22 protein-coding genes are annotated in these 26,567 nt (G+C 43.9%); 10 read left to right on the top strand and 12 right to left on the bottom strand.

From position 1 onward, the window contains the following. Nucleotides 1-201: 201 nt before the first annotated feature. Nucleotides 202-990, bottom strand: coding sequence for an SDR family oxidoreductase (locus HUW51_RS06875; RefSeq protein WP_185273242.1), 789 nt, complete (start codon nucleotides 988-990; stop codon nucleotides 202-204). Between the two features lie 35 nt (nucleotides 991-1,025). Continuing rightward, entirely contained in the window at nucleotides 1,026-1,490 is a 465-nt protein-coding gene (locus HUW51_RS06870) for a GyrI-like domain-containing protein (protein WP_185273241.1), read from the bottom strand. Nucleotides 1,491-1,735: 245 nt separating this feature from the next. On the opposite strand from HUW51_RS06870, the gene HUW51_RS06865 reads away from it, so the two are divergent. Together HUW51_RS06865 and HUW51_RS06860 are read left to right on the top strand one after the other, a co-directional pair. Next, nucleotides 1,736-2,254, top strand: a complete 519-nt coding sequence (locus HUW51_RS06865; RefSeq protein WP_394353946.1) for a 3-hydroxyanthranilate 3,4-dioxygenase — start codon at nucleotides 1,736-1,738, stop codon at nucleotides 2,252-2,254. Nucleotides 2,255-2,415: 161 nt separating this feature from the next. Further along, nucleotides 2,416-2,847 carry an OsmC family protein gene (locus HUW51_RS06860; RefSeq protein WP_185273240.1) on the top strand — a complete coding sequence of 144 codons (432 nt, stop codon included), beginning with the start codon at nucleotides 2,416-2,418 and terminating at the stop codon, nucleotides 2,845-2,847. A 450-nt stretch (nucleotides 2,848-3,297) separates the two neighbouring features. On the opposite strand, the gene HUW51_RS06855 is transcribed toward HUW51_RS06860, so the two are convergent. The 3 genes from HUW51_RS06855 to HUW51_RS06845 all read right to left on the bottom strand — a co-directional run bounded on the left by HUW51_RS06855 (nucleotide 3,298) and on the right by HUW51_RS06845 (nucleotide 6,622). Further along, entirely contained in the window at nucleotides 3,298-4,488 is a 1,191-nt protein-coding gene (locus tag HUW51_RS06855; RefSeq protein ID WP_185273239.1) for a serine hydrolase domain-containing protein, read from the bottom strand. Between the two features lie 436 nt (nucleotides 4,489-4,924). Beyond that, nucleotides 4,925-5,929, bottom strand: a complete 1,005-nt coding sequence (gene floA / locus HUW51_RS06850) for a flotillin-like protein FloA (protein WP_185273238.1) — start codon at nucleotides 5,927-5,929, stop codon at nucleotides 4,925-4,927. Between the two features lie 183 nt (nucleotides 5,930-6,112). Continuing rightward, complete coding sequence (locus HUW51_RS06845) at nucleotides 6,113-6,622, bottom strand: NfeD family protein (protein ID WP_449369437.1); 510 nt, start codon at nucleotides 6,620-6,622, stop codon at nucleotides 6,113-6,115. A gap of 178 nt (nucleotides 6,623-6,800) precedes the next feature. On the opposite strand from HUW51_RS06845, the gene HUW51_RS06840 reads away from it, so the two are divergent. From HUW51_RS06840 to HUW51_RS06830, 3 genes are all read left to right on the top strand, one after another. Then, nucleotides 6,801-7,487: a class I SAM-dependent methyltransferase gene (locus HUW51_RS06840; RefSeq protein ID WP_185273236.1), complete on the top strand. Its 687-nt coding sequence runs from the start codon at nucleotides 6,801-6,803 to the stop codon at nucleotides 7,485-7,487. A 322-nt stretch (nucleotides 7,488-7,809) separates the two neighbouring features. After that, a complete protein-coding gene (locus tag HUW51_RS06835; RefSeq protein ID WP_185273235.1) occupies nucleotides 7,810-8,973 on the top strand; it encodes an MFS transporter in 1,164 nt (387 codons plus the stop codon). A 1,142-nt stretch (nucleotides 8,974-10,115) separates the two neighbouring features. Next, a complete protein-coding gene (locus HUW51_RS06830) occupies nucleotides 10,116-11,006 on the top strand; it encodes a hydroxypyruvate isomerase family protein (RefSeq protein ID WP_185273234.1) in 891 nt (296 codons plus the stop codon). Between the two features lie 331 nt (nucleotides 11,007-11,337). Here the strand turns inward: HUW51_RS06830 and polA are convergent, their stop codons facing one another. Further along, nucleotides 11,338-14,193, bottom strand: a complete 2,856-nt coding sequence (gene polA, locus HUW51_RS06825) for a DNA polymerase I (RefSeq protein WP_185273233.1) — start codon at nucleotides 14,191-14,193, stop codon at nucleotides 11,338-11,340. Nucleotides 14,194-14,546: 353 nt separating this feature from the next. Between polA and HUW51_RS06820 the strand changes: the two genes are divergently transcribed. Further along, nucleotides 14,547-14,912 carry an ATP-binding protein gene (locus HUW51_RS06820; RefSeq protein WP_228466951.1) on the top strand — a complete coding sequence of 122 codons (366 nt, stop codon included), beginning with the start codon at nucleotides 14,547-14,549 and terminating at the stop codon, nucleotides 14,910-14,912. A 19-nt stretch (nucleotides 14,913-14,931) separates the two neighbouring features. Further along, nucleotides 14,932-18,666: a hypothetical protein gene (locus HUW51_RS06815; RefSeq protein ID WP_185273231.1), complete on the top strand. Its 3,735-nt coding sequence runs from the start codon at nucleotides 14,932-14,934 to the stop codon at nucleotides 18,664-18,666. Nucleotides 18,667-18,934: 268 nt separating this feature from the next. Here HUW51_RS06815 and HUW51_RS06810 read toward each other — a convergent pair whose 3' ends face one another. Beyond that, entirely contained in the window at nucleotides 18,935-19,840 is a 906-nt protein-coding gene (locus tag HUW51_RS06810) for a hypothetical protein (RefSeq protein ID WP_185273230.1), read from the bottom strand. Nucleotides 19,841-20,205: 365 nt separating this feature from the next. Here HUW51_RS06810 and HUW51_RS06805 point away from each other — a divergent pair, with 365 nt between their 5' ends. Then, entirely contained in the window at nucleotides 20,206-21,105 is a 900-nt protein-coding gene (locus tag HUW51_RS06805; RefSeq protein WP_185273229.1) for a hypothetical protein, read from the top strand. A gap of 73 nt (nucleotides 21,106-21,178) precedes the next feature. On the opposite strand, the gene HUW51_RS06800 is transcribed toward HUW51_RS06805, so the two are convergent. The 5 genes from HUW51_RS06800 to HUW51_RS06780 form a co-directional block, all read right to left on the bottom strand. Then, the gene (locus tag HUW51_RS06800) at nucleotides 21,179-21,415 is read right to left on the bottom strand and encodes a DUF2442 domain-containing protein (RefSeq protein ID WP_185273228.1); all 237 of its coding nucleotides are present in this window, start codon (nucleotides 21,413-21,415) and stop codon (nucleotides 21,179-21,181) included. Continuing rightward, a complete protein-coding gene (locus HUW51_RS06795; RefSeq protein ID WP_185273227.1) occupies nucleotides 21,396-21,632 on the bottom strand; it encodes a DUF4160 domain-containing protein in 237 nt (78 codons plus the stop codon). Before HUW51_RS06795 ends, HUW51_RS06800 begins: the two co-directional genes overlap by 20 nt. A 189-nt stretch (nucleotides 21,633-21,821) precedes the next feature. Then, nucleotides 21,822-22,613, bottom strand: a complete 792-nt coding sequence (locus HUW51_RS06790) for a TPM domain-containing protein (RefSeq protein ID WP_185273226.1) — start codon at nucleotides 22,611-22,613, stop codon at nucleotides 21,822-21,824. A gap of 107 nt (nucleotides 22,614-22,720) precedes the next feature. Then, nucleotides 22,721-23,161: a TPM domain-containing protein gene (locus HUW51_RS06785; protein WP_185273225.1), complete on the bottom strand. Its 441-nt coding sequence runs from the start codon at nucleotides 23,159-23,161 to the stop codon at nucleotides 22,721-22,723. Between the two features lie 192 nt (nucleotides 23,162-23,353). Continuing rightward, complete coding sequence (locus HUW51_RS06780; protein WP_185273224.1) at nucleotides 23,354-23,932, bottom strand: LemA family protein; 579 nt, start codon at nucleotides 23,930-23,932, stop codon at nucleotides 23,354-23,356. Nucleotides 23,933-24,538: 606 nt separating this feature from the next. On the opposite strand from HUW51_RS06780, the gene HUW51_RS06775 reads away from it, so the two are divergent. Together HUW51_RS06775 and HUW51_RS06770 are read left to right on the top strand one after the other, a co-directional pair. Continuing rightward, nucleotides 24,539-25,870 carry a hypothetical protein gene (locus tag HUW51_RS06775; RefSeq protein ID WP_185273223.1) on the top strand — a complete coding sequence of 444 codons (1,332 nt, stop codon included), beginning with the start codon at nucleotides 24,539-24,541 and terminating at the stop codon, nucleotides 25,868-25,870. A gap of 68 nt (nucleotides 25,871-25,938) precedes the next feature. After that, nucleotides 25,939-26,340 (top strand): hypothetical protein, encoded by a 402-nt coding sequence (locus HUW51_RS06770; protein WP_185273222.1) that lies wholly within the window; start codon nucleotides 25,939-25,941, stop codon nucleotides 26,338-26,340. The last annotated feature ends 227 nt before the right edge of the window (nucleotides 26,341-26,567 follow it).

Raw genomic sequence — 26,567 nt, 5'->3', positions numbered from 1 at the left:
CCAGTAAATGGAGACGGGAACCGGCTCCAAGTAATATCAGTAAGTACCTGGTCGAAAATAAATATTCATTCCGGTCGCTGCTTTAATAAAAAAAACAACCACCCCTGCCCCTCCTAAACTTAGGAGGGGAGCTTTTACCCCAACTTGTCCTGTATATTTTAATTTGTCTACTTACTTAGAAAAGTAAATTTTAAAAAAAAGTTACAAATTCCCCGTTCTACCCCCATCAACCGGAATATTAATCCCATTAATATAACCTGCTGCCGGACTAGCCAGAAAAGCAGCAGCAGCAGCCACTTCCGCGGAGCTACCAAAACGCTTAGCCGGAATATTTGCCAGCATTTCCGATTCTATTTGTTCGATGCTTTGCCCGGTTTTCTCTGCTTTAGTTTGGATAAGCGAAGTATGGCGGGCCGTAACCGTAGCACCAGGCAATACATTATTAACCGTAATGCCAAACGGCCCTAATTCCAACGATAACGTTTTAGCCCAGTTAGCCACGGCTCCCCGGATGGTGTTAGACACTCCCAAGCCCGGCAATGGCTGTTTTACTGACGTAGAAATAATATTAATAATACGGCCGTATTGGGCTTGTTTCATGAGCGGCGCTACAGCTTGCACCAAAATATGATTACAGATTAAATGGTTACTAAAAGCTTGTTTAAATTCATCTAAACCAGCATCTATAATCGGTCCGCCGCTAGGGCCGCCGGTATTATTAACTAAAATATGCACCACTGGTTTTGTAGCTACATAAGCTTTTATTTTTGCGGCCAGATCATCCGGGTTCGAAAAGTCGGCGCATATATAATCGTGTTGCTGACCGGTGGCTCGGTCAAGTTCCTGCAAAGTAGCTTGTAATTTTTCTTCGTTGCGGGCCACCAAAGCTACCGAAGCGCCCATTTGAGCCAGTTCTACCGCAATGGCTTTGCCAATGCCCTGCGTGCTGCCGCACACAATCGCTCTTTTTTGACTTAAATTTAAATCCATGGCCGTTTATACGTATGGTTTTTAAAATTTGATAGTTATGCCGTAATCGAAAGGTAGGTTTTTACAATAGCAGCTTCCGGATTTTGCGCCTCCGGGCCATACACATCAAAGTCGGCAGTGTATTTTCGGTTTTGGGTATGCTGCCAGATGTAATGCCAGGTTTGCCCTACACAATCAGGTAATTTGCCTTGCGAGGTGTATACCTGGTAATTAGCCGCCGGAATAGGTATACCGCTTAAGCCGTCCGGAATATTTTGCAGGGATTGTACTTTACAACCTAAAACCGTAGTGTAAGGACCCTGGTAGTCGCTTTCGTAATCGGTGTAGACGCAATAAAGATCATTATTTACTTTATCCGGGATTTGGCTTATTATATTTTGATTGAAAAACCGGCTCCACAGCGCACCAATATCTGCCTGAGCCTGGCCGTTTGCATTAGCTGTTCTAACCGAAATACCAATTATATAAAATTCATCCAGAACCGTAGTTTCAAATTGCATGTGCTAATTTTTTAAATTTTTCGATTTTTATAGAAGCTGCAAGCTGGTTCAAAGCTCTTTATTTTTCTGTTATCCTCCTATAGTAGCTCTCATTTATAATAGATTTAACTGCACAAGTTATGTAAGCGGCTTGCTTATTGGGAAATTGGATAGTTTAAAAGTGACGCTTATCTTAGTTGTAAATTACTTAAAGCTAATTTTTTCGTAGATTACCTGCAGCGAATACCTAATAACGATTAATACCTATGATCAGACCGTTGAATTTTCGTACCTGGATTGAAGAGCACCGCCATTTGTTAAAACCACCGGTAGGCAACGCCCAGGTTTTCCAGGATAATAAAGATTTTATTGTGATGGTAGTAGGCGGCCCTAATGCCCGCAAAGATTACCATTACAACGAAGGCGAAGAGTTTTTTTACCAGCTCGAAGGTGATATTGTACTCAAAATAATTGAAAACGGCAAACCCGTAGATATTCCGATCCGGGAAGGCGAAATATTTTTGCTACCCGGCGGTACACCACATTCTCCCCGTCGGCCAGCCAATACGGTTGGTTTAGTAATGGAACGGTACCGTCGCGAAGGCGAACAAGATGGTTTCTTGTGGTTTTGCGAAAATTGCGGCACCAAGCTCTACGAAGAGTATTTAGTTGTAACTGATATTGTGCAGCAGTTACCGGTAGTTATGAATAATTTCTTTGCCAACGAGGAGCACCGGACCTGTAAAAACTGCGGCACCGTTATGGAACCACCAGTAAAGAAGTAGCAATTATCAGGTAGTAAGTAGTATGTAACACGACAAAAATGTCAGGTTTTTTAAGCCTAAAACCATCCGGTGTAATTATTGTTATGAAAAGCAGGTACTAGGGTTATTGTCCGGATATTTCTATCCTGATACCTTTGTACTGATACTTATATTTAAAGAAAATGAAAGTTGAATTAAAGCGTGTCGATAATGCCTTCCATTTTGAGGCGGTAGGAGCAGCGGGCGTACCCGTAAATATAGATGCTAATCCCGAAGTTGGCGGGAACAATGCCGGCGCCCGCCCCATGGAAATGATATTAATGGGTTTAGGTGGTTGCAGCGCCATTGATATTACCTTAATTTTAAAAAAACAAAAGCAGGAAATCACGGATTTTCGCATTCACATTGATGGCGACCGGGAACCAAACGTAACGCCTTCTGTTTTCACCAACATTCGCATTCATTATGCCCTATCTGGTAACCTGGATGAGCAAAAAGTAAAGCGCGCTATTGATTTATCGATGGATAAATACTGCTCCGTTACGGCTATTTTAAATAAAACCGCGCAAGTTTCGTATACCTTCTCGATTAACGCGGTTTCGGTAGAAGTTTAGTAATTTTTGTTTCTTTCTGAATGGCTCTATAAGGGTATTCAGAAAGAAACTTTTGTTTTGCTATTACTGGAGCTTTGCAAGACGCTAGGCTCTTTCTCTGGTGCAAGTTTTCAAACTCGTACCTACCAATAAAGTAAAGTCTGTGACTTTACTCTGGCTTTAGCCTGAACCCGCCTCGGCTTTAACTAGCTGCTAAAAAGTAAATTTTTAAAAATTCAGTATTCTACCGTACTTCTTTGGAGTCTGTTTCAGCCTCCAGGCGTTGGCGCTATCTAGCTTGACAAGTAACCATTTTGCTTCGTGGCCGACGGACCTCGTTTGGCTCTCTCGCACTCGCTAGAATCCCTTTCCTCGACTCCGTCTGCGGAATACTGTGCACTAGAACCCAAGATTCGCAGAACCCGGAAGGCCCTCAACAGCCAAATTAGTATCAGTTTTTATTTTTGCGGTTTATAGCTGGGCAAAATGATCGATAAAGGCTTTGGCGAAATCGGAGGCAGTAAGATTGCTGTTTAAGTTTTTTCGTAGCGGATTAAATAGGCCAACCATGGGCAGTGGGTGGATAAGATGGTAAAAGGGCCGGCTAAGATCCTGCGAATTAGCCAGAGCAATAAATGTTAAATCTTTCTCCGGAATTTTTACCAGTAACGCTGAGTAGCCGGTCCACCAGCCGGTATGCCAGAGTAGTTTCACACCTTTGTAATAGGTTACGTACCAGCCCAAGCCATATTGGATGGATTTTCCTTTAACTGTTTCAAAAGGTGTAAAAATTTGCTGCCAGGTAGCTGCATTTAAAAATTTTTGTTCGTCCAGAGCATTCGAGTAAGTGGCTAAATCTGAAACCGTGCTCATCATGCCAGCCGCCGGGCCAAAGCCATACGTAAACTGAACTGGCACCAAATGCTTTTTCTGCCAATCGTAAGGCTTGGCCACTTTTTGCTTAAATAATTCTTTGTCGTACCCGGTTAAATTAAAATTAATACTATCATCTGTGCTCGGAACAGTATTTTTTAAATTTAAGGGTAGAATAATATTTTGAAGAAGTAAGTTGCCGAATGACTTTCCCGATGCTTTTTGAATTACTTTTCCCAGCTCCTGGTACCAACTGCCATTATACCGGAAAGTATAGCCGGGTTTAAACCCATTCCAGGTATTTCCCATAGCCGTATGGGTTAGCAAATGTTTTACCTTTATTCTTTCGTCGCTGCCCCAACGGGCACCCAGATTAATGTCGTATTTGGCAATAGGATCATCTAAACTTACTTTACCGGCTTCTACTAACTGCATCAGGATAATAGAACCGAAAGTTTTAGTAAGTGACGCAATTTGGTAAACGGTATTTTCATCGGGTGCAATTTGCTGCTCTATATCCGCGTAACCTAACCCTTTTTTCCAAACTAAGTGTTTGTTGTTTACTATCCCCACAGAAATGCCCGGAATATGGTACCGCTGGCGCAAAGTTTCCAGCTTTTGCTCAAAAGCGTTCACGTTGTTTTCTTGCCAAATGCTATTCTGGCGAATAATAGGCTTAATAGAATAGTCGTGCGCCTGAATCGGGTACGAAGAAAGTAATACCAACAAGCTTATAAAAAGCACGTTACCAGATAGGGCAAACCGGCATAATCTTAAGAAGTAGAGCATGGTAAAAATAAAATTTTAATTTTTTATTTTTAACTTAAGTTGCTACAATATAACTATTTACAATTAGTTTCTTTCTCGTTGAAAATTCTCTTTTTACTAATCAGAGAAAGAGCCGCGATAGAGTAACAATTACCAGTTTGGTGATGGAGGCATTCTGGGTTCTGCGAACCTGTGATTCCGGTGTGGCGCTGAGGTGCATTCCGTAGTGGAGTTAGGAAAAGAGAAAACAAGAAATGCCATAACTCATTCCCTGTTCTTAGCTTGTACTCAGAAAAAGGAACAACCAAAGCTCACCGGCCACGAGGCAAAACGAGAAGCTAACATTTATCTGTTATTCTCTGCTAACAGTCAGAATCTTTCAGGACGACAGTTTGGGAAAGGAATGACACTTAGCACCCGGAAGACCCATTTTGGGAAAAATTAAACGATTTAATTATTACGATAATTTCGTTTCGTCGCGGCCAGCGCGGTTGGTGGTGTTGCCAGTATTCGGGTTGGCAATGGAGTCCCGCATGTCGGTATCGGCTTGGATGTTGCGCATTTTATAGTAATCCATAATACCCAAGTTGCCCGACCGGAAAGCATCGGCCATGGCTTTCGGAATTTCGGCTTCGGCTTGCACTACATTGGATTTGGCCTCCTGGGTACGGGCGCGCATTTCCTGTTCTACGGCTACGGCCATAGCGCGACGTTCTTCGGCGCGAGCCTCGGCTACCTTTAAATCGGCGTTGGCCTGGTCAATTTGTAATTTGGCGCCAATGTTTTCTCCGATGTCTACATCGGCAATATCAATCGACAAAATTTCGTAAGCTGTACCGGCATCCAGGCCTTTTTGTAAAACCAATTTGGAGATTTTATCGGGGTTTTCGAGTACTTCTTTGTGCGATAAGGACGAACCAATGGACGTTACAATGCCTTCACCCACCCGGGCCAGAATTGTTTCTTCGCCGGCGCCACCCACTAATTGCGCAATATTAGCCCGTACGGTAACCCGCGCTTTGGCAATTAACTGAATGCCATCTTGGGCTACGGCGGCTACGTTGGGGGTATTAATTACCTTGGGGTTTACCGAAGTGGTTACAGCTTCAAATACATCGCGGCCGGCTAAATCAATGGCCGTAGCTTGTTTAAAAGTAAGCGGAATATTGGCTTTATCTGCAGAAATTAATGCTTTAATAACAGTAGGCACGTTGCCACCAGCCAGGTAGTGCGTTTCCAGTTCGCTGCCGGTAATCTGTAAACCAGCTTTGGTGGCCGTAATCAAAGAATTCACAATTAAGCTGGGCGGCACTTTCCGGATGCGCATAAAAACCAACTCAAACAAATTAATCTTTACACCCGAAAATAAGGCCGTAATCCAGAGGTTAATCGGTACGAAATACAAAAATACCAACAGTAAAACAAAGCCACCAGCAAGAAGAAGTAAAGGCGATAATTCCATGAGTTAAGGTTTAGTTGTTTGAGGAAGCCATATTTTTAAAATTGAGAGAAAGTTGTTTTGGCTTCATCTTAAAAATTTAAAAAAGTAAAATCTAATTGAGTAAAAGCATTGAATATCTAAAAGTTAAATTATTCAAAAATTTTTAAATCTAATGTCTAGCGTCTAGATACTAGTGTCTAACTTTTAACTTACCGGCTTTACAATTACTTTATAATGATTAATGCGGGTGATGATAATGGTTGTATCCGGATCCAGAAACTCGCCATTGGTGTGTACCTCGTAGGGTTGGTCGTGGAACATGGCGGTGCCCGAAGGCCGGAGCGCCGATAAGGCCTTACCAGTATCGCCTTCCTGTAGTTGTGGTTTTACGTTGTCGTTTACGCGGCTATGGTTTACGTCTTTTAAAGCAAACTTCGACCACACATCGGCTTTAAAACTAAAGAATACAATAGCAATGCTTAATACCAGGGCGATGCTCAAAATAATATGGCCATTAGCCATTCCCATTTTATCGTAACCCAGCCAAACCCCGACCGCTAACACCAGAAAACCCAGAATCCCAATCAGCGTGATGCCCGGTAAAAAAATTAACTCTACGAGCAAAAGCACCAAGCCAATAAAGACCAAAATTAATACCGTAATTAAGTCCATATTTTTAAATTTTAGTGCAAATAATAAATAGCATCTTAAAATTTTTTAAAGGCTACTGCTTAAAGATACACTTTTTAGCTGGTTATTTTATGAAAACTTTTGCTTAATTCTGGTTACAGCACCGTTCTGATTCACAGTAAAAACAGTGATTTAGGATTAGGCTTGGTGGCTTACGCTAGAAAGAGTACTTTTGCCGCTCGAAATTTTAAATCCTGGTATCATGGATGTATTCGGCCAAGCGTTGCGCGATTTTTACACCGACAACTTTACCCAAAAATTAATACTGCACACCAGCTACGGCGAGCCGGAAGACATGCCTCTGGACATTTTTTTCCGGGACGAGGATGAAATGTCGGAAGTAGAGCTCGAAGCACTAAGTTGCTGCTACGGCAAAGTGCTGGATATTGGGGCCGGCGTAGGCAGCCACGCCCTGGCGTTACAGGAATTAGAATTAGATGTTACCGCTCTGGAAATATCGCCTTTAGCCGCGGAAATTATGCAACAACGGGGCGTAGCAAAAATTATCAACCAGGACATTTTTACTTATTCCGGCGATACCTACGACACCTTACTTTTGCTCATGAATGGCATTGGTTTAGTAGGTGATATTGCCGGACTGCGCCAATTTCTGCAACACGCCAAAAAGCTACTTAATCCCAATGGGCAACTGGTATTTGATTCTTCGGATATTACTTATTTGTACGAAGGGAACTTCCCCACTGGAGAAAAGTACTACGGCGAAATTGCTTACCAATACGAATACCGCCAGGTAAAAGGCGAGTGGTTTAAATGGTTATACATCGACCAGGATACCTTAGCCGAGGTAGCCGGCGAAGAAGGCTGGCTCACGATTATTCAGTACGAAGACGAGCAAGACCAATACCTGGCCCGTTTGATTTTAGCTTAAATAAAGCCAGTTGCCAATTTTTTAAAATTTTAGTTAACAGATTAAATCAAAACCCCTTAAACAATATTCTGATCATTGTTTTCTCCATAGAGCAGATTAATATGGCGGATCTGCTAAGTAATAAGCACGTTTTTAATAATTTATTAATGGATAAGTCTTAACTTTGTGTAAATTACAGCGTATTAGCTGTTATATTGTAAAATATTTATTATTTTTAGTAATCAATAAAATATTTTGTAATTAATAATAGCTTTTGGAATGAAAATTGATAATCAAAAGCTATTAACAAACACGAGTACCTTTATTATTTAATTTTTTTAGTATGATTTCTCTTAGTTTACCCTCCAGCTTTCCGGTTTCGAAGAAAGTACACCGATGGGCGGTAAGTACTTTATTTTTTCTGCAAGGCTTGTGCTTTGCTAGCTGGGCCTCCCGGATTCCGACCATTCAAGATAAATTAGGATTAAACGAAAGCCAATTAGGCGCTGTTTTATTAGCTATTCCCATTGGCTCCATGATTTCGTTGCCCGTATCGGGCTGGCTAGTGGCCAAATTTGGGAGTAAAAAAGTAGTTACCTTGGGTGTGTTTTTGTACAGCTTAACTTTGGTTACGTTGGGTATGGCCCAAAATACTTTTCAGTTAATCAGCTATTTGTTGTTGTTTGGCTTTGGTGGTAATTTTTTAAATATTGGCATAAATACCCAAGCCGTGGGTGTGGAATCGATGTATAAAAAGCCGATTATGGGTATGTTTCACGGAATGTGGAGTTTAGCCGGTTTTTCCGGTGCCGCTCTGGGTACTCTGATGATTGGCGAAGGTATTGTGCCCGTGCAGCATTTTTTAGCCGTTACTATATTTGTAGTATTAGCAGCCCTGGTAAGTACCCGGTTTACTATTGCCGAAGATCCGAACCGCCAGGCCGACCAGCCGATTTTTGCTAAACCCGATAAATCTTTGCTGATGCTGGGCGTTATTGCTTTTTGTTCTATGATTTGCGAGGGCGCCATGTTCGACTGGAGTGGCGTTTATTTCCAGAAAGTAGTGCAGGCCGATAAAGCTTGGGTAGGGGCCGGTTACACCGCCTTTATGGCAACTATGGCATCCGGTCGGTTTGTCGCCGATTGGTTTACCGGTAAATTCGGTCTGAAACGTACGCTGCAACTAAGTGGGGTATTAATTGCTTCCGGTTTATTGCTGGCAGTACTTTTACCAAATTTAATTACCGCTATGGCGGGCTTTTTACTAGTAGGTGCTGGTGTATCGTCCATCATACCGTTGGTGTATAGCGCGGCTGGTAAGTCAAAAGTATTATCGCCGGGTGTTGCCTTAGCGGCTGTTTCTACCATTGGCTTTTTAGGGTTCTTAATGGGGCCTCCCATTATTGGTTTAGTAGCGGGTGCTACCAGTTTACGCGTTTCTTTCTTTATTATTGCCATTATGGGATTATGCGTGTCCTTTTTCGCAACCCGGGCTAAATTAGATTAAGAGTAAAAAATTTAAATTTTTTTATTCCTGCAAATCCAGATGGTACGCGTACTGTCTGGATTTTTTATTTATTCCTAAATAATCTCCAATAGCGTTTCCCTAGTGCTCTGCTAAGTAGAAATGGTAAGCTCGTATTAGTAGATGAGAAAGGTTTTTTAAAATAGATAAGGAAGGCTGTTCTTTGGAGCCTTTTCAAGTCTCCAGGCTGCGGTGCTAACTAACTTGCTGGCTACAAGTTTTGCCTCGTGGCCGGCGGACTCGTTTAGCTCTCTCGCACTCGCTAGACTCCCTTTCCTCGACTCCGTCTGCGGAATTTTGCTGCGCAAAACCGGAACCCTAGCAGGTGCTCAATAGCTAAACTGGTGTTAGTTATTCTTAGCTGCAGTTATTACCAATTTTGCAGGTATAGTTTTTTGTTTTATACCAACCAAGACTGATTGATGTTATCATCTTAAGTAAATGGACAAATTAAAATATATAGGATAAGTTGGAGGTAAAAGCTCCCCTCCTAAGTTTAGGAGGGGTAGGGGTGGTTGTTTTTTATTAAACCTACCAGGAAAATGAATATTTAATTCTGTCCTATTACTTTATTATAAGCTATGCTTAATTAGCTAAATTCATAAAGTTCTTTTACCTTATTACCTGTAGCACAATTTGATTTACTCTCCAAATAAGATTTTCTTACCAAAAAAGGCAATTTTATTAACTACTAGCGACTGACACCAGTTTAGCTATTGAGCACCTGCTAGGGTTCCGGTTTTGCGCAGCAAAATTCCGCAGACGGAGTCGAGGAAAGGGAGTCTAGCGAGTGCGAGAGAGCTAAACGAGTCCGCCGGCCACGAGGCAAAACTTGTAGCCAGCAAGTTAGTTAGCACCGCAGCCTGGAGGCTTGAAAAGCCTTCACGTAACTACTCAATACATTCTAATCTATCTTAATTTACTGAAATAAAGCTAAAATTAGTTACGGTTTATTTTTTAAGCAAATAGTGATGCTTTCCACTTTACTGAAGGTTAAGCCTGCTATAAATATCTAACTAAGTTTAGAAGTTTTAAGCAAAGTATTTCCTACATTGCATACTGGCAAATACCTGTAGGGTACGAGCCGTTAATGAATTTCACTCCTACCTTTATATCGTATTATTATGAAAAATGCATCTTCTCGGCGTGCGGCGTTAAAAAAAATTGCCGGTAGTGCCGCTATCGTAACGGTTGGCTCTACGCTGTCGGCCCGGGTGGCTGCGGCCGAACAAGCTATGGGAACTGAACTTAAAGGAAAAATTAACCACTCGGTGTGTAAGTGGTGCTACGACAAAGTGCCCCTCGATCAATTCTGCCAAGAAGCCAAAAAAATTGGCATAAAATCCATTGAATTACTCGGACCCGAAGACTGGCCAACTCTTAAAAAATACGGCTTAACCTGTGCTTTGCCCAATGGTGCCGGCAAGGGCATTGAGCAAGGTTTTAATGACCCCAAGCTGCACGACGAACTGGTAAAAAGTTACGAAGAAGTTATTCCGAAAGTAGCCGCAGCGGGCTATAACCAGATTATTTGCTTCTCGGGCAACCGTCGGGGCATGTCGGATGAAGAAGGAATGAAAAATTGTGCCGTTGGTTTAAAACGCCTGATGCCTACCGCCGAAAAGTACAAGGTAACTTTAGTAATGGAACTGCTTAACAGCAAAGTAAACCACAAAGATTACATGTGCGACCATACCGAGTGGGGCGTAGGCTTGTGTAAAATGATCGGTTCGGAGCGGTTTAAATTGCTGTACGATATCTATCACATGCAAATTATGGAAGGCGACGTAATTGCCACCATTAAAAAATACCACCCGTACATTTCGCATTACCACACTGGCGGCGTACCCGGCCGTAACGAGATTGATGAAACCCAGGAATTATATTACCCGGCTATTATGAAAGCCATTATAGAAACGGGCTTTACCGGTTTTGTAGCGCAAGAGTTTATCCCGAAACGTGAAGATAAAATTGCCTCTTTAAACCAAGGTGTAAAAATTTGCGACGTAGCTTAACTAGAAATAGAAAATTTTAAATTTTTAAAAAAGCAGGCTGAAAGGTCTGCTTTTTTTAGTTTAAGCTTGATGTTGTTTTACGTTAAGCGTAGAGTTAGCAAAGCGCTCTACGCTTTTTCCGGAATAGCCAATCTCTGATTGGCGTTAGCCAGATTTTGAGTAGAAATTTACTAAATACGCCAATCAGGAGATTGGCTGTCCGATAATGAGTAGAGTTCGCGTAGCGGTCTCTACTCATAACGAAGAGATGTAGCTGAAGTAAAAAAAAACAGGCTGTTAAACCTGCTTTTTATTTTTAGAGATTAACTAAATCTGGCTTATTTTAAAAATATTAATGAGCCGCCAGCCAATTATCGCCTACACCCATACCTACTTCCATTGGTACACTAAGTGGCAAGGCATTTTTCATTAATTCTTCAATCTTAGGCTGGATAATCGCTAGTTCTTCTTTGGGCGCATCAAACACCAATTCGTCGTGTACTTGCAGCACCATGCGGGTTTGCAGTTTTTCGGCCTCAATCCAGTTATGAATGTTAATCATGGCAATTTTAATAATATCGGCGGCGGTACCCTGAATAGGCGCGTTTATGGCGTTGCGTTCGGCGTAGCCCCGGATATTGGCATTGCGGGAGTTAATATCGCGCAAATAGCGGCGGCGGCCCAGTTTGGTTTCGGCGTATTCTTTTTCGCGGGCGCTGTTAATGGCGCTGTCCATGTATTGTTTTACCGCCGGAAACTCCTGCCAGTACGCATCAATAATTTCTACGGCTTCGCGGCGCGGAATACGCAAACGCTCGGCTAAACCAAAGGCCGAAATTCCGTAAATAATCCCGAAATTAATGGTTTTGGCTTTACGGCGCATATCGGCATCTACCTCGTCTAAGCCTACGTGGTACACTTTAGCAGCCGTAGAAGCGTGAATATCTAACCCTTTCTGGAAAGCTTCTTTCATGGTTGCATCGCCACTGAAATCGGCCATAATGCGCAACTCAATCTGTGAATAATCCGCTGAAACCAAAACGTGGCTGCTGTCGCGGGGAACAAATGCTTTTCTTATTTCGCGACCTTTTTCCGTCCGGATGGGAATGTTCTGTAAATTCGGGTTGGTAGAACTCAAGCGTCCGGTGGCCGCAACGGCCTGGTTAAACGAGGTATGCACGCGCCCGTCGCGGGAGCAAATTAACTGCGGCAAGGCATCGATGTACGTCGATTTTAATTTGGTCAGTTGCCGGTGGTCCAGAATAAGTTGGGCGATTTCGTGCTGGCCGGCTAGTTTAGATAGTACTTCTTCGCCGGTAGCGTGCTGGCCGGTTTTTGTTTTCTTCGTTTTATCACCGGTTAAATTTAATTTTTCGAACAGAATTTCGCCGAGCTGCTTGGGCGAGCCAATGTTAAAAGTAGTGCCGGCAATAGCGTAAATCTGTTTTTCCAGGTCCGAAATATAACCTGCCAGTTCTTTCGATGATTCGGCCATGGCGTTGCCATCAATCGAAATGCCTTCGTACTCCACGGTAGCTAACACCGGAATAAGCGGATTTTCTACTTCGTCGAATAACTTACGAACCTTGTTTTTCTCCAGGAGCGGCTCAAAGTAATTTTTTAATTGCAAAGTTACGTCGGCATCTTCGCAGGCGTATTCGTAAATTTCTTCGGGGCTTAGTTCGCTCATATTTAGCTGCTTCTTGCCTTTTTTACCAATCAGTTCGGTAATAGAAATAGGCGTGTAATGCAGGTAGGTTTCGGCGAGCAAATCCATGTTGTGGCGCATATCCGGCTCCAGCAAATAATGCGCGATCATGGTATCGAACAATGGTCCTTTTACGGCCACGCCGTGGCTCTTCATTACAAGAATATCGTACTTAATATTTTGCCCGATTTTTTTAATTTTTTCATTTTCCAGCACGCTCCGGAATTGATCTAGAATGGCTTGGGCTTCGGTTTCGTTATCCAGCGGCACGGGCACGTAATACGCTTCGCCGGGGATATAGCAAAACGACATGCCAATTAACCTGGCAGTAATGGCATCAATGCTGTTAGTTTCGGTATCGAAAGAGAATTCTTTTTGTTTTTCCAGGTACGAAACTAAACTGGCCCGTAGTTCCGGGGTGTTTATCAAGCGGTAATCGTGTACAGTCGTAGCAATTGTTTTCCGGACGGCTGGAGTTGTAGCTTCTTCAGTTGTACCAGCGCCGTTTTCGGTAAATAATTCGTCCATTTCCTCGAAAAGCGACGATTGCTGATCGGATTTTTTTCCTTTTACTAAAGTAGCTTTAGCGGCCGGAGCTTTACTGGTTGTAGATGGCGTTGGCGTACCTAAAATACGTGCGGCTAATTGCCGGAATTCCAGCTCGTCGAACAACGCCCGCAGTTTTTCTACGTCCGGACCTTTGTATTCAAAAACGCTCTCGTCGAAATCAATGGGCACATCTAAATGAATAGTAGCGAGTTCCTTGGAGAGTAAACCTTGTTCGGCGTATTGGATAATGTTTTCGCGCTGCTTGCCTTTGAGTTCGTCGGCGTGGGCAATTAAATTTTCTACGGAACCGTATCTTTGAATGAGTGATTTAGCCGTTTTCTCGCCGATACCCGGAATGCCCGGAATGTTATCGACGGCATCGCCCTGCAAACCCAGAATATCAATTACCTGCTTTACGTTGCTTACTTCCCAGCGTTCGCACACTTTTTTCACATCCAGAATATCTACGCCATTGCCCAAAAAGGCGGGTTTGTATAAATACACGTGGTTGGTTACTAACTGGCAAAAATCTTTATCCGGACTCATCATGTACACGTCGAAATCGGCTTTTTCGGCTTTGCACGACAGCGTGCCAATCACGTCGTCAGCTTCGTAACCCGGGATGAGTAACAGCGGAATATTAAACGCTTCGACTATTTTTTTTACGTACGGAATAGCAATGCCAATATCTTCGGGCATGGCCTGGCGGTTCGCTTTGTATTCCACAAAGTTTTCGTGCCGGAAAGTTTTAGCTGGTCCGTCCATGGCTACGCCAATATGCGTGGGTTTTTCTTTGGATAAAACCTCAAACAAGGTGTTGGTGAAACCCAGGGCGGCCCCGGTGTTCATGCCTTTCGAATTAATGCGCGGATTTTTACTAAACGCGAAATGGGCCCGGAAAATAAGGGCCATGGCATCCAGGAGAAATAATTTTTTGCTTCGTTCGCTCATGCTATAAAGGTATCGTGTATCTATTAGGTATGCAAATTACGTACGTGGGTAGGAGTAGTACGAGAACCAAGGTTTTTCTGGTTTGGCATTGCCAAAAACTTAACAGATAGGTGGCATTTGAGTTTTTGCTGGTGCTTTAAATTTCCGGATAAACCAGATGATCTCATGTTATCAATGCTCGTGAGAAATTAAAATTTTTAAAAATTCCGGAAAACAAGCAGGTGAAATCCGTAGAATTAAAGCAGTGCTAACCAGATAAAAAATTGCAGGCAGTTATTTTTATAGGTATTCCGGCTTCGGGGAAATCATTTTTTTACAAAGAAAGGTTTTTTAATTCTCATGTGCGCATTAGCATGGATTTATTAAAAACCCGTAAGCGAGAAGATCAATTTTTAAAATTATGCCTTGGTACCCACTCCCAGTTTTTAGTAGATAATACAAACCCCACTAAGGAAGAAAGAGCAAAATACATTAACCTGGCCAAAGACAAGAAATACCGGGTAATTGGTTACTTTTTCGCTTCTAGCGTAAGTGCAGCTTTAGAACGAAATAAACTACGAAAGGGTAAAGATCGGATTAAAGACGTGGGAGTAGTAAGCTTTTATAAGAAACTGGTGTTGCCGGATTTTGCCGAAGGTTTTGATGAACTTTTTTACGTGCAGTTGCAGCAACAGGAATTTGTTGTGAGAGCCTGGCAGGATAATGTTGCCCAGGGTTAAGAAGCTGAATTTTAAATATATGTTTAAAAAATTACTCCTATTAGGATTACTTAGTTGGGTGATTGCTTTACAACAAGTAAATGCCCAAGCGTTTGATTCGGTGGCGCAAGTAGTTTACCTACTAGGCAATACCGCTACCGCTGCTATTGCTCCTAACCATTTAATGGCTTTTCAGCAGGTTTTGCAGGCTGAAAAAAGTCCGTTTACCGTGGTGCATTTGGGTGATATTGCAGCTAACCGGGGTATTGGCAAAAGGTTAAACGCCGGAGCTAACCAGAAAATAGACCAGTTGCTGCAAATAACCAAAACCCGGGGAAAGCTGTACCTGGTACCCGGCGATAAAGATTGGGATAACTCCGGTAAAGAAGGCCTGGAAGATGTGCGACGTTTGGAGCAATACATTAAAACCCACCAAACCAACGCGCAAGTACTTTTACCGGGCAATGGTTGCCCCGGACCCGAAATAAGGGATATTGGTAAAACCATTCGGCTGATTGCTTTAAATACTCAATGGTGGATGCACCCGCACCGCAAACCCGCCGAACCCGACACCGACTGCGGTATTTTATCGGATGCCGAATTTTTAGAAACTTTAGAAAATGCCATTACGGATGCCCGTGGCCGGCAGATAATTATTGTGGGGCATCACCCGGTACTTTCTAATGGATTTTACGGCGGGCATGTGCCGGTAAAAAGCCATTTTTTTCCGTTCGCCGATACCCGGCTTAAACCACTTACCTGGTTGCCTTTACCGGGTTTAGGAAGTTTGTACGCTTCGTATCGGCAAAATACGGGCACTCCCCGCGACATGGCTAATCCGGGTTATCAAAATTTTATCGCCAACATGAACCGGGTATTTCAGGAACATGACCAACTTATTTACGCCGCCGCGCACGATTATTCCTTACAGCTAAATGCCCTTGAAAATAACTATCATATTGTTTCGGGTAGTTTTTCGCAGAAAAGAAATGTGGCTAAAAATATAGAAAGCCTGTTTAACCGAGTCAAAACCGGGTTTGCCAAAATTACCACCTACGCCAGCGGCAAAGTAACCACTACGTTCTTTCAATTTACTAAATCGGGTACTGCGGCCGAAGTTGCTAATTATACTTTACTGCAATCAGCTTGCAACCCTAACCCAGACAAAGCGATACCGGTAAACAAACAAGTAGGGCCTTGCATTAAACTGGAAATGCCCGCGCCTATTACCACCGAAGAAGTTACTACCAACGGCAATAAAGCCACGGTAATTGCCGGCCCCCAATACGCCGCCAAAGGTTTAAAATTAAAATTTTTCGGCCATTTATATCGGAAAAGCTGGGTGCAACCGGTACAGGTGCCCTTGTTGTATTTAAGCCGAACCCCGGAAAAATTACGGCCTTCTAAATTTAGCGGAGGGCGGCAAACTACGGCCTTGCAACTACAGGCCGCCGATGGTCGGCAGTTTGTATTCCGATCCGTGGATAAGGATCCGATTGGCGCCATCCCCCCTGAGTTGCGCAACACAGTAGTAACCGATGTGCTGCGGCAAATAACACCTACCGAGCAACCCTACGGTGCTTTAATTGTGAGTAGCTTATTAGATGCAACGGATATTTTGCACGCGCAACCTAAATTATATGTTTTGGGCGATGACCGGGTTTTAGGGCCATACCGGAAAAATTATCAGGAATTATTTGGAATGCTGGAAGAGCAACCGGGCGATGCCAAAGGCGAAACACCGGGTTTTGGCGGAGCCACTAATTTAAAAAACAGCTTTAAACTTTACCAGGAATTATACCGCGATAACAACAACCGCGTAGATGCGCAGGCTTTTGGCAAGGCCCGGGCTTTCGATATATTTATTGGCGATTGGGGCCGCCAACCCGATAACTGGCGTTGGGCTGGCTACAAAACAGATTCGCAGTGGGTATACCGCCCCATTCCGCGCGCCCGCGATCATGCTTTTTCCCGCTGGGATGGTGTAATTCCCTGGCTAGCCGACCGCAAATGGGCCATCCCGAATATCCAGAATTTTGACCCCGAAATTGGGGGCATCCGCAGCCTTACCTGGGCCGCCCGCCACCTGGATCGTTTTTTACTTACCTCGCTTACCCGCCAGGATTGGTTAAATCTGGCCGAGAATTTACAGCGTACCTTTACCGATGCTGTAATTGATAAAGCCATTGCTGAATTACCACCATTAATTGCCAAAGCCCAAGGGCAGGAGATTGGGGCAACCTTAAAAGCCCGCCGGTCCCGCTTACCCGCTGCGCTGGAAGAGTATTACGAGTTATTAGCCCAGTACGTAGATGTGGTAGGCACCAACAAAAACGAATATTTTAAAATTGAGCGCTTGCCCGATGCCCAGGTGCGGGTACAAATATTCCGGAAGAACGACGAAACTAATTTACCCCAGGGAGAACCGTATTACAACCGCATATTTTTTAAAAAAGAAACCAACGAGATTCGTTTGTACGGCTTAGGCGGGCAGGATGTGTTTGATGTTTCCGGGCAAACGGCAGCCAGCATTCGGGTGCGCATTATCGGGGGCGATGGTCAGGATAGCATCCGCGATGTATCGGCGGTTAAAAGTTACGGTAAAAGCACCGTAGTTTACGATAATAAAGCTACCAAGCTGGACCTAGGCAAAGAAGCCCGCAACTTAACTTCCGATGCGCCAGATATTAATGCTTTTAGCCCGACTTCGTTTGTGTATAATGCCTACAGTCCCAACGGCAGCCTCATCTATAATCAAAGCGATGGGTTTGGTTTAGCCTTAGGAATAACGTATAAGCGGCAGCATTTCCGGAAAAAAGATTTTGCCAGTATTTATTCTTTTGGTGCCCGGGCTACGCAATTTGGTAATTTGCAACTTACTACCAACACTTTGTGGCGCCACGTAGTAGGCCAATGGGATTTAGGCGCGTACCTGGATTTGGGCGGCTATTTCCGGACCTATGACTTTTTTGGCTTGGGTAATAACACCCAAAAAAATGAGAAGCTCTACAATGATAAATTTTACAAAGCACGTTACGGCGGTGTGATGTCGTCGGTGTTTGTGCAGCGGCAGTTTTTTCAAAAAAGTTATTTCCGCATCGGGCCCTTGTTTGAAACGCTCACCACCAACTTCCGCGAAAATTCATTTCTAGATGAGCCCAACGTGGCCTTGCCGCCGGTAAATACCACCAAGCAAAAACTCATTGGCATTAACACCGACTTTGTGCTAGACTTACGCGATAAGCTTATTTTTACCCAACGTGGCATTCGCATTTTGGTGCGGCATAATACCTATAAACCTTTAAAAAACAACGCAAAAGCTTACGGCCTCACCGAAGGTTTTGTTGATTATTACGCTACTGGTCGGGTTTATTTGCCGGTAACCTTAGCGCTACGGTTGGGGGGGGGCCGCAACTACGGCGATAACTTACCTTACTATAAATATACTACCTTAGGCATGCGCTCGAATTTGCGGGGCTACGTAATTAACCGCTTTGCCGGCGATGCCAGCTTGTACGTAAACAGCGAGGTGCGCTTCCATTTGGGCGAGGTAGAAAGCGCTTTTCTGCCATTCCGGTACGGCGGTATTGCTTTTTTTGACCGGGGACGGGTGTGGTACCAAAATAAGAGCGAAGGCCGCTGGCACGATGGGTATGGTTTCGGGTTTTACATTGCCCCGGTAGCCGAACGATTTGCTTTTTCGATGCTGTTGCAGCACTCCCGCGAAGAGGCAGTATTATTTTCCTTTGGTGCCGGTTTCCGGTTCGATCAGTAAAGTTGTTGCTTCTGCTGAATGTGTTATTGCATGATTGAGGGTAATTTTAAGGATATAACTATGGCGCGGAAGTTACTTCCGTGACTTGTATTTAGGTAAGTCACGGAAGTAACTTCCGCGCCATAGTGAAAATGTAAATGAGTACTTATCTCGAACGCACGTTATTTAACTTTCAGTATAAGGTGATAAAGTTTATCGTTAATCCTTGTATTAGAAATAAAAAAGAGGTTACCACATTGGTAACCTCTTTTTTTAAATTTACTAAATTTTACCGATTGTAACCTCTTTCGTCCGGATGGTTGCGGCGGGAGTTGTCTTGGTTTCGTACCCGGCCACTCATCGGGTCGTAGTGCCGAAGGGGTTCTTCGGCCGGGCCGCGATAACCATCGTACCCATCGCTTAACGAACCGACTACATTGGTGTAATCCATCTCGTTACCTACGTTATGTTCCTGATCGCTGCCGGAACCTTGCCGGAAGTGCGGCCGTTGCCGCGATCCGTAGTGTTGCTGCGGGTTATCTGTGTGCGTGCGTTGGTAAGGGTGCTGGCTAATGGAACCGCCGCTGGCGTAACCGTAATTGCTCCGGTTATTTATACTTTGGCCGGAATCGTAAATTTCGTAGCGGCTATCATCGTCGCGGCGGCGGTTATGGTCGTCCTGGTAATCGCGCCAGTTACCGCGGTGTTGCTGGTCGTGGTAATCGTTGCGATTCGGGCCTTCGTTGCTGGCGTAGCTGTTCTGGTCGCGGTAAGCCCCATAAATTTGCCGGTTGGGTGCCTGACCCCGGCCGTTTTCGTTTTGCCAGCCCTGTGGCCCATGGCCGCTGGTAGCATCAAAGCCGCTGCGGTCTTGCGGATGCCGTTGCGAACTGTAACCAGCGCGTGAGGAGCCAAAGCCTTGCGCCCCACCGTAGCTGCCCATGTTACCGTAGTTATTAGAGCCACCTTGGGTATTGCGTTGATCTGCCCGGCCCCGATTTTCGCGCTCATCAGCGTAGTTTTGGCCGCGACTGCGGTTATTATTCGCGTTATCCGGGTAGCGGTGGTAGTCGTCGCGGGCGGTGCGGTGGTCATCAAACCGGTAAGCACCCCGGTAATTACTATCATCCCGGCGGTTATTATCGTTCTGGTATTCTTCTCTTCTGGGCTGATATTGATCTTCTCTTCTGTTCATAGCTAAGTTATCTTAATAATGATACATCAAAAACTTACCTATAAAACGGTATTCGGGCCGGGTGGTTGGCAAAAATGCAATTTTTATGATTTACATAGCTTCTGCGTAAAGGAATATTTTTCAGGTTTTATTCTGGAGATGAATGGTTTACCTGTTTATAAACAATTATTTACCGATGAGCTATTTGCAATTTTGTAATCACAACAAAAGCAAGAGTGAATTTTTGAATTTATTTGAAATTTACTATATTAATGGAGTGTTAAGCTGGTAAGTTGTTGCGCTTGCGGCAAGCATTGTGGTTATTGATCGCCCCAGATTGATAGTAATAAGAACCGGATCTATTTTTAAATTAACGGATAAAAAGCATGGCTTGTTATGTAAAGATAGTACTCTTAAGTTTGGCTGTGCTGCTCTTAAGCCTTACCGCCAAACAGGCTTCAGCCCAAACGGCCACCGATACTACTGGCCTTTACCGCATTGAAACATCCGATGGCAACGAGTATTTCGGTAAAATTATAATCGAAGACTCAACAGGAATTCAATTAAGAACCGAAAAACTGGGTACTATCCGGATTGCGCGACCAGATATTAAAACTATGATTACTGTAAACGCTAAAAATTTAAAAAACGGCACTTATTGGTTTGATAACCCGCAAAGTACCCGGTATTTGTTTTCGCCAAACGGCTACGGATTGCGGGCCGGCGAAGGTTATTACCAAAATATTATGGTAGTGGTTAACCAGATTAGCGTAGGAATTACCGATAATGTTTCGATTGGTTTAGGTACCGTGCCATTGTTTCTGTTTGGTACCTCTACGCCGGTTTGGGTGCTACCCAAAGTTTCTTTTCCGGTAGTGAAAGATAAGTTTAATGTGGGCGCCGGAGCATTAGTAGGTACGGTAATGGGCGAAGAATCTGCCGGGTTTGGTATTGTGTACGGTATTACTACCTTGGGCTCCCGCGATAAAAATATTAGTTTAGGATTAGGCTACGGGTATGCGGGCGGCGATTGGGCGCGTACGCCTACTTTTACCTTAAGCGGCATGTTGCGAACCGGAAATCGGGGTTATCTGTTAACGGAAAATTACTTAATTGGTAGTGCTGATGGTTCTATTGGGCTAATAACTTGTGGTGGCCGGCGAATAATTAAAAAAGTAGGTCTGGACTTTGGTTTAGTTCTTCCGACGGGTTCCGAGATAGATACATTTATTGCTATTCCTTTTCTGGGTTTAACAGTGCCTTTCGGGCAAAAACCTACCCGCTAACCTTAATACTATTTTGGAAATAAGGAGTAATGGTGAAAATTTGAATTTTTTAAATTTTCATCATTGCGAGAACTTACAACAAAGCCGCAACCGATAAATCTTCGTCTAAACTTTCCCAGGCAATACCAATGCCGTTACCGATCAATCGCCATTTAGCGCGTTCCTCGTCGGAGCAGGTACTTAGCTTCGGAAACCATTCCAGCGGAATACCTAACTCACGGCCATCGTTGAGCAAAACGTATAATTTATCTTGGGCGAACCAAACCTGGTTAACGGTAACGGTTATCTTTTTACTTGCTGCTAAATTCATTCCACTTAGTTAAAAATAAAGATTGATGCTGTTGTACCAGGTTGCGAATATGACTTAGTTCGTTCGCATTAAAGGCAAAAGAGGTAGCATGTTCTACTGGCGCCAGGTAGTACTTGGCGTAGGCGTTGTTTTTTTCTATATGAATATGAGCTGGTTCTGTGGCTTCGTTGCTGAAAAAGAAAAAGCGCAAGCCATAGGTTTTTAAAATAGTTGGCATTTTTAGTCTGGTAAAATAAGGTACCTGGCCCGATAAGTAGTTGTTATTTTTTAGTAACAATCCGGACCAAACAACCAATAAGGCGCTTGCTGCCTGCGCGCAAGAATGTATTTAAAGATTTGTAGGGTGCTTAATAAATTTAAAATTAAGGTAGCACCAGAGGCTTAACGAAAGAGTAGCCGTAAAATTTTACCAATCGCTGCTGGCACCGCCGCCCCCAAAGGAGCCACCGCCAAAGCCACCGAAACCACCACCGCCTCCGCCAAAGCCGCCACCACCCCCAAATGGACCACGACCGGAAGAAAAATCACCGAAAATAACCGGCGGGAAGAAACCGCCACCCAACGTGCGCATGCCGCCGCCACCCCGGCCACCTCGGCCACCACGTCGGAACATACTAAAAATGATAATTAAGGCCAGAATACCAATAATCAGCCAGAACGAACCGCCGGACTCACCATCGCCGCGGGTATCGCGTGGATCGGCTTTGTATTGACCGCTAAAAATATCAATAATTAAATTGGTGGCTTCATCCAAGCCCTGGTAGTAATTACCGGCTTTGTAGTTGGGTTTTAAAGTATACTCGGTAATGCGTTTGGCTAAGGCATCGGGTAGCAATGCTTCCATGCCATAGCCGGTGGAAATATTTACTTTTCTTTCATCTACCGCTGTTAAAATTAAAATACCGTTGTTTTTACCTTTTTGGCCAATACCCCAACTTTCGGCTAACCGGTAAGCATAATCGGCTATTTCGTAGGGCCCAATGGACTTAACCGTAACCACAGCAATCTGAGTGGAAGTAGTATCGTTGTAATTACCCAGCTTCTGCTCCAAGGCTTGTACTTCATCCGGACTCAAGATGCCCGCTAAATCGTTTACCAGTCGCGGCGGATTGGGCCGGGGCGGAATGCCGGCATTATCCTGACCCCAAGCCAGAGCAACGCTGAAAAAAGTTAAAAACAGAAAAAAGTATTTTTTCATAATTAGTAGCAGGTAGTAAGTATCAAGTAGCAAGAGCTTAGTAGCAACTAATAAAAATCAATTAATTATATTCCTGATTCCTGCTACTTACTACCTGATACTGTAATTCAATCTTTCCCGAAGGAAATGTCGTTTTGCAATTCGTTGGTATCGGCCGCATCGCCGGCGTAAGGGAAAAACGCTTTTAACTGCTGGCCGGCCATTAATACGCCTTTGCTTAAGCCTTCGGCATACTGGCCTTGTTTAAAATGCTGAATAACCAAAGCGGTTACTTCTTTCCAGAAATCAGGGGGTACTACCGCGTTAATACCCGCATCGCCGAGCACCGCAAACTGGTGACTTTTAAAGGCCACGTAAAACAAAACCCCGTTGCGCAGTTTCGTCTGGTGCATGTGCAAATAAGCAAACACCTCTGTAGCCCGGTCGAGCACATTGCCTTTACAGGTATTTTCGATATGCACCCGAATTTCGCCGGAAGTATTTTTTTCCGCTTCCGCAATGGCCGCCACAATCCGGGCTTCGTCTTCCGCCGTAATGTCTTCTTTCATTTTAATAAGTTATGAGTTGAAAGTTAAGAGTTATGAGTTACTATTAATTGAGCAAACCAAGGCAAACTAAACGTAATAACCGCAGTTCGGGCTTTTAAAAAGTTATGTATTGTGGTTACTAAATTTTACCACTCATAACTTTTAACTCATAACTCTTAACTCCCGCAGTTACTTTTTAAGTAGCGTTGCTACTTAAAAAGTAACTGCGGGAGCGCGTTGGGCGTTAGGGTCGGCAGCGAATGGGGTTTTGCGTTCGAAGCCAAACCAGCCGGCAAAAATATTTCTTGGGAACGACCGGATGTAGGTATTGTAATCCTGCACGGCGTTATTAAAATTCATGCGTTCCACGGAAATCCGGTTTTCGGTGCCTTCCAGTTGGGCTTGCAGTTCCAGGAAGTTTTGGTTGGCTTTTAACTGCGGATAACTCTCTACGGTAGCCAGTAACCGCGACAAGGAACCACTTAGCTGGGCCTGCGCCGCCTGAAATTTCTCAATATTTTCCGGGGTTAAATCATCCGGGCTTAGCTGAATGCGGGTGGCCTGAGAACGGGCTTCGGTTACATCGGTTAAGGTTTTTTGTTCAAAATTGGCAGCGCCTTTCACGGTATTTACCAAATTCGGAATCAGGTCGGCGCGGCGTTGGTAGGCATTCTGTACCTGCGCCCACTTCGACGCTACATTTTCGTCTTTCGCTACCATATCGTTGTAGCCGCACGACGTTTGCGAAGCCAGAATAATAAAGCCAAAGAAGTAAAGCAATAATCGTTTCATAGTTTTTTAAAATTTAAGTTCAGTCTGAGCATTTAATTAAACAATAATAAGTAAAATTAACCAGATTATATTTGTCCGGTGTTGTTCCGGGTAAAAGCCTAATGCAAAAGGTGTTTTATGGCCGCTGCAGTTTAGCGTAAGCAAATACAACAGGTTTTATTTTACTTTTTACCAACCAATGTGGGTGCTCAACGAAGAGTATACGTATATTCCAGTAAATAATTTACATTTTCCGGTAGTTGTTCCCGAAGCAGGAAACAGGTTAGTTGTTTCGAATTGAGGTTGAGGTACATCTACCATTTCTGATTTAAAAATATTTAAAAACTGTGGCAGATGATATAACAGTCCGGAATAGGTTGAAATTTAAAAATCAAGGGCAGTTATAGGAAAACAATAGTTTTAAAGCTAATAAGTTAAACCAACTAAACTAAAACAGAAAACGCGCGGAAGCCAGAGCTGGAATCGGCCAAATGTGGCCAGAAAATTAAGCAGAGAATCATGCGGGATTTAAGAAATATTAGAACACCTATATTCGTTAGTGCGTAGACAGGTACCCCATTATCTAAATACTTACGTTAAACAATTCATCCACCTTAATCGCCATCCATGTCGAAGAGAAAGCGGCAATTTTTTAAAAATTTTTTATTTACAGCAACTGTGGTGGGGGCTATTAATTTAAGTGCCTGTTCCTCGGGCAGTAAGGACGAAGCCACTTCCGATAGCACTACCACCGAAGAAACTGCCACTACCAAAACTAAAACCAAAGCGCCCTCCGCTGCTACCGTGGGGCAGGTAAATGTTTTCCTGGAGATTTCGGGGAGTATGAAAGGTTTTATGCCGGCCAGTAGCGGCGGCCAGATTACCCAGTTTCAGGAAACCCTGGATGCTTTGCTGGCTACGGTGCAGCAAAATAACCAATTAGGCAAAAAGCAATTTTACGAAGTAAGCGAAAAAATAGCACCCGCTAATTATAGCCAAGTATCCAAACACTTACGCTACGGTTTAGAAGCAACCGCCAGCAGCAGTACTATTCCGGTTATGCTGGATTCTATTATTTCGAATTACAGCCAACCCAACGGAGTAAACGTGTTCATTTCGGATTTTATTTACGCGCCCGCCAATGGCCGTGCCGTAAACTTTGTGACCACCGATATTTACCAGGTAATTGCCAAAGCGCAGCAACAAGGCCAGGCGGTTTCTATTTTTGGTGCCACTTCCGATTTTAAAGGTACGTTTTACCCGGCCGTAAAAATTAATCACAAGACTATTCCTAACTGTTGCGCCACCGAGGTACCTTATTATGTATGGGTAATGGGCAAACCGGAGCAAGTGCAATTATTTAACCGCCAGGTAATGACGGGTAAATTTGCCGACGAAATACACCTGGGCTTTGCGTTCCCGGAGCCGGTTTATTCGGTACTGGATAAATATTTGCCGGTGGGTAATTGGTACTGCAACAGCAGCAATAATGCTTGCCACGAAATTACCGTTAGCGACCTGAATACTCCTTTGGAAATGGTAGTGGGTTTAAACTTAACGCAACTGCCAGCGTCGTATACCAACGAGCCTTACCTGAAGAAAAATCTAAAAATACAAGCCGACAACTCCGACGCGCAAATTACCGCTATTTATACGGCGGCTCAATTTAAAACGCAGAAAGGCGTAGCGGGCCAAAATACCAATCCTTTAAAACCGTACTCGCATTTTGTAAAAGTTAAATTTTCGAAAATGGCGGCCCCCGAAGTAGAGTTGCTACTAAGTTTACAAAACCAGCGGCCCGCCTGGGTGCAAAACCGCACCACCACCGACGATAGCCAGATGAACAATGACGGCGCCAAAACTTTTCAGTTAGCCGGTATTGTGGCAGGCGTAGAACGGGCATACAGCACCGAAAATAATACTGTTTTTACCGCTACTATTCAGGCCAAAAAAGAATAAAAACTTAACTGCGGAGGCAAGCTAATTGTATCACTTGCTTCTGTTTACATTCAAATTAAAAGAAAACCATGCTACCCGGATTTTTTAAATTTATCTACCAATTATTTTTATCGCCGCCCCAACCACCGCAAGCGCGCCCTACCTACTGGAACGAAATTTTTCCGAACGTAGGCTTGGTAACCGTACTGGCGGCCTTGGCCATGATGGTTATTTTTTATTACGTTATTAATCATTGGCTACCTATCGCATTTTTCCGGAAAGCGTGGCACTGGGCCTTGTTTATGATAATTAGTGCGGTTATTGGTTTCGCCTACGCCGTTAATTACGCCCACGGCAAAGAAGTGGAAGGCGACTACGTTTACCGGTTTGCCACGATAAATGCACTGTACGGGGCCTTATTTTACCTGATTTTTTCGTTCTTACTTCGACGCTGGTCCCGGGGAGCCAGTACTACCCCGGTCAGGTTTTAGGTTGGGTGCAGGTTACAGGTTGCAAGTTGCAGGTTGGAAAGTTTTAAAGTTGGAAGGTTGGAAAGTTGAAATTTTTAAAAATTTAAAATTTTAAAAATTTCTGTAGGCGATTGGCTGGCGCGAGCGTCCACGCTCGTGTCTACTATCTGGTAGGCCTCCGGCCGGGCGAACTGATAAGCAGTAATTAAAAGCAAATCAGCAACAAATTCCAACCGGCCAGAGGCCGG

Origin of the sequence: Adhaeribacter swui (assembly GCF_014217805.1) — a bacterium.
Classification (GTDB): domain Bacteria; phylum Bacteroidota; class Bacteroidia; order Cytophagales; family Hymenobacteraceae; genus Adhaeribacter; species Adhaeribacter swui.
Note: the sequence above shows the minus strand (reverse complement) of the source record. Positions and strands in the feature narration are given on the sequence as shown.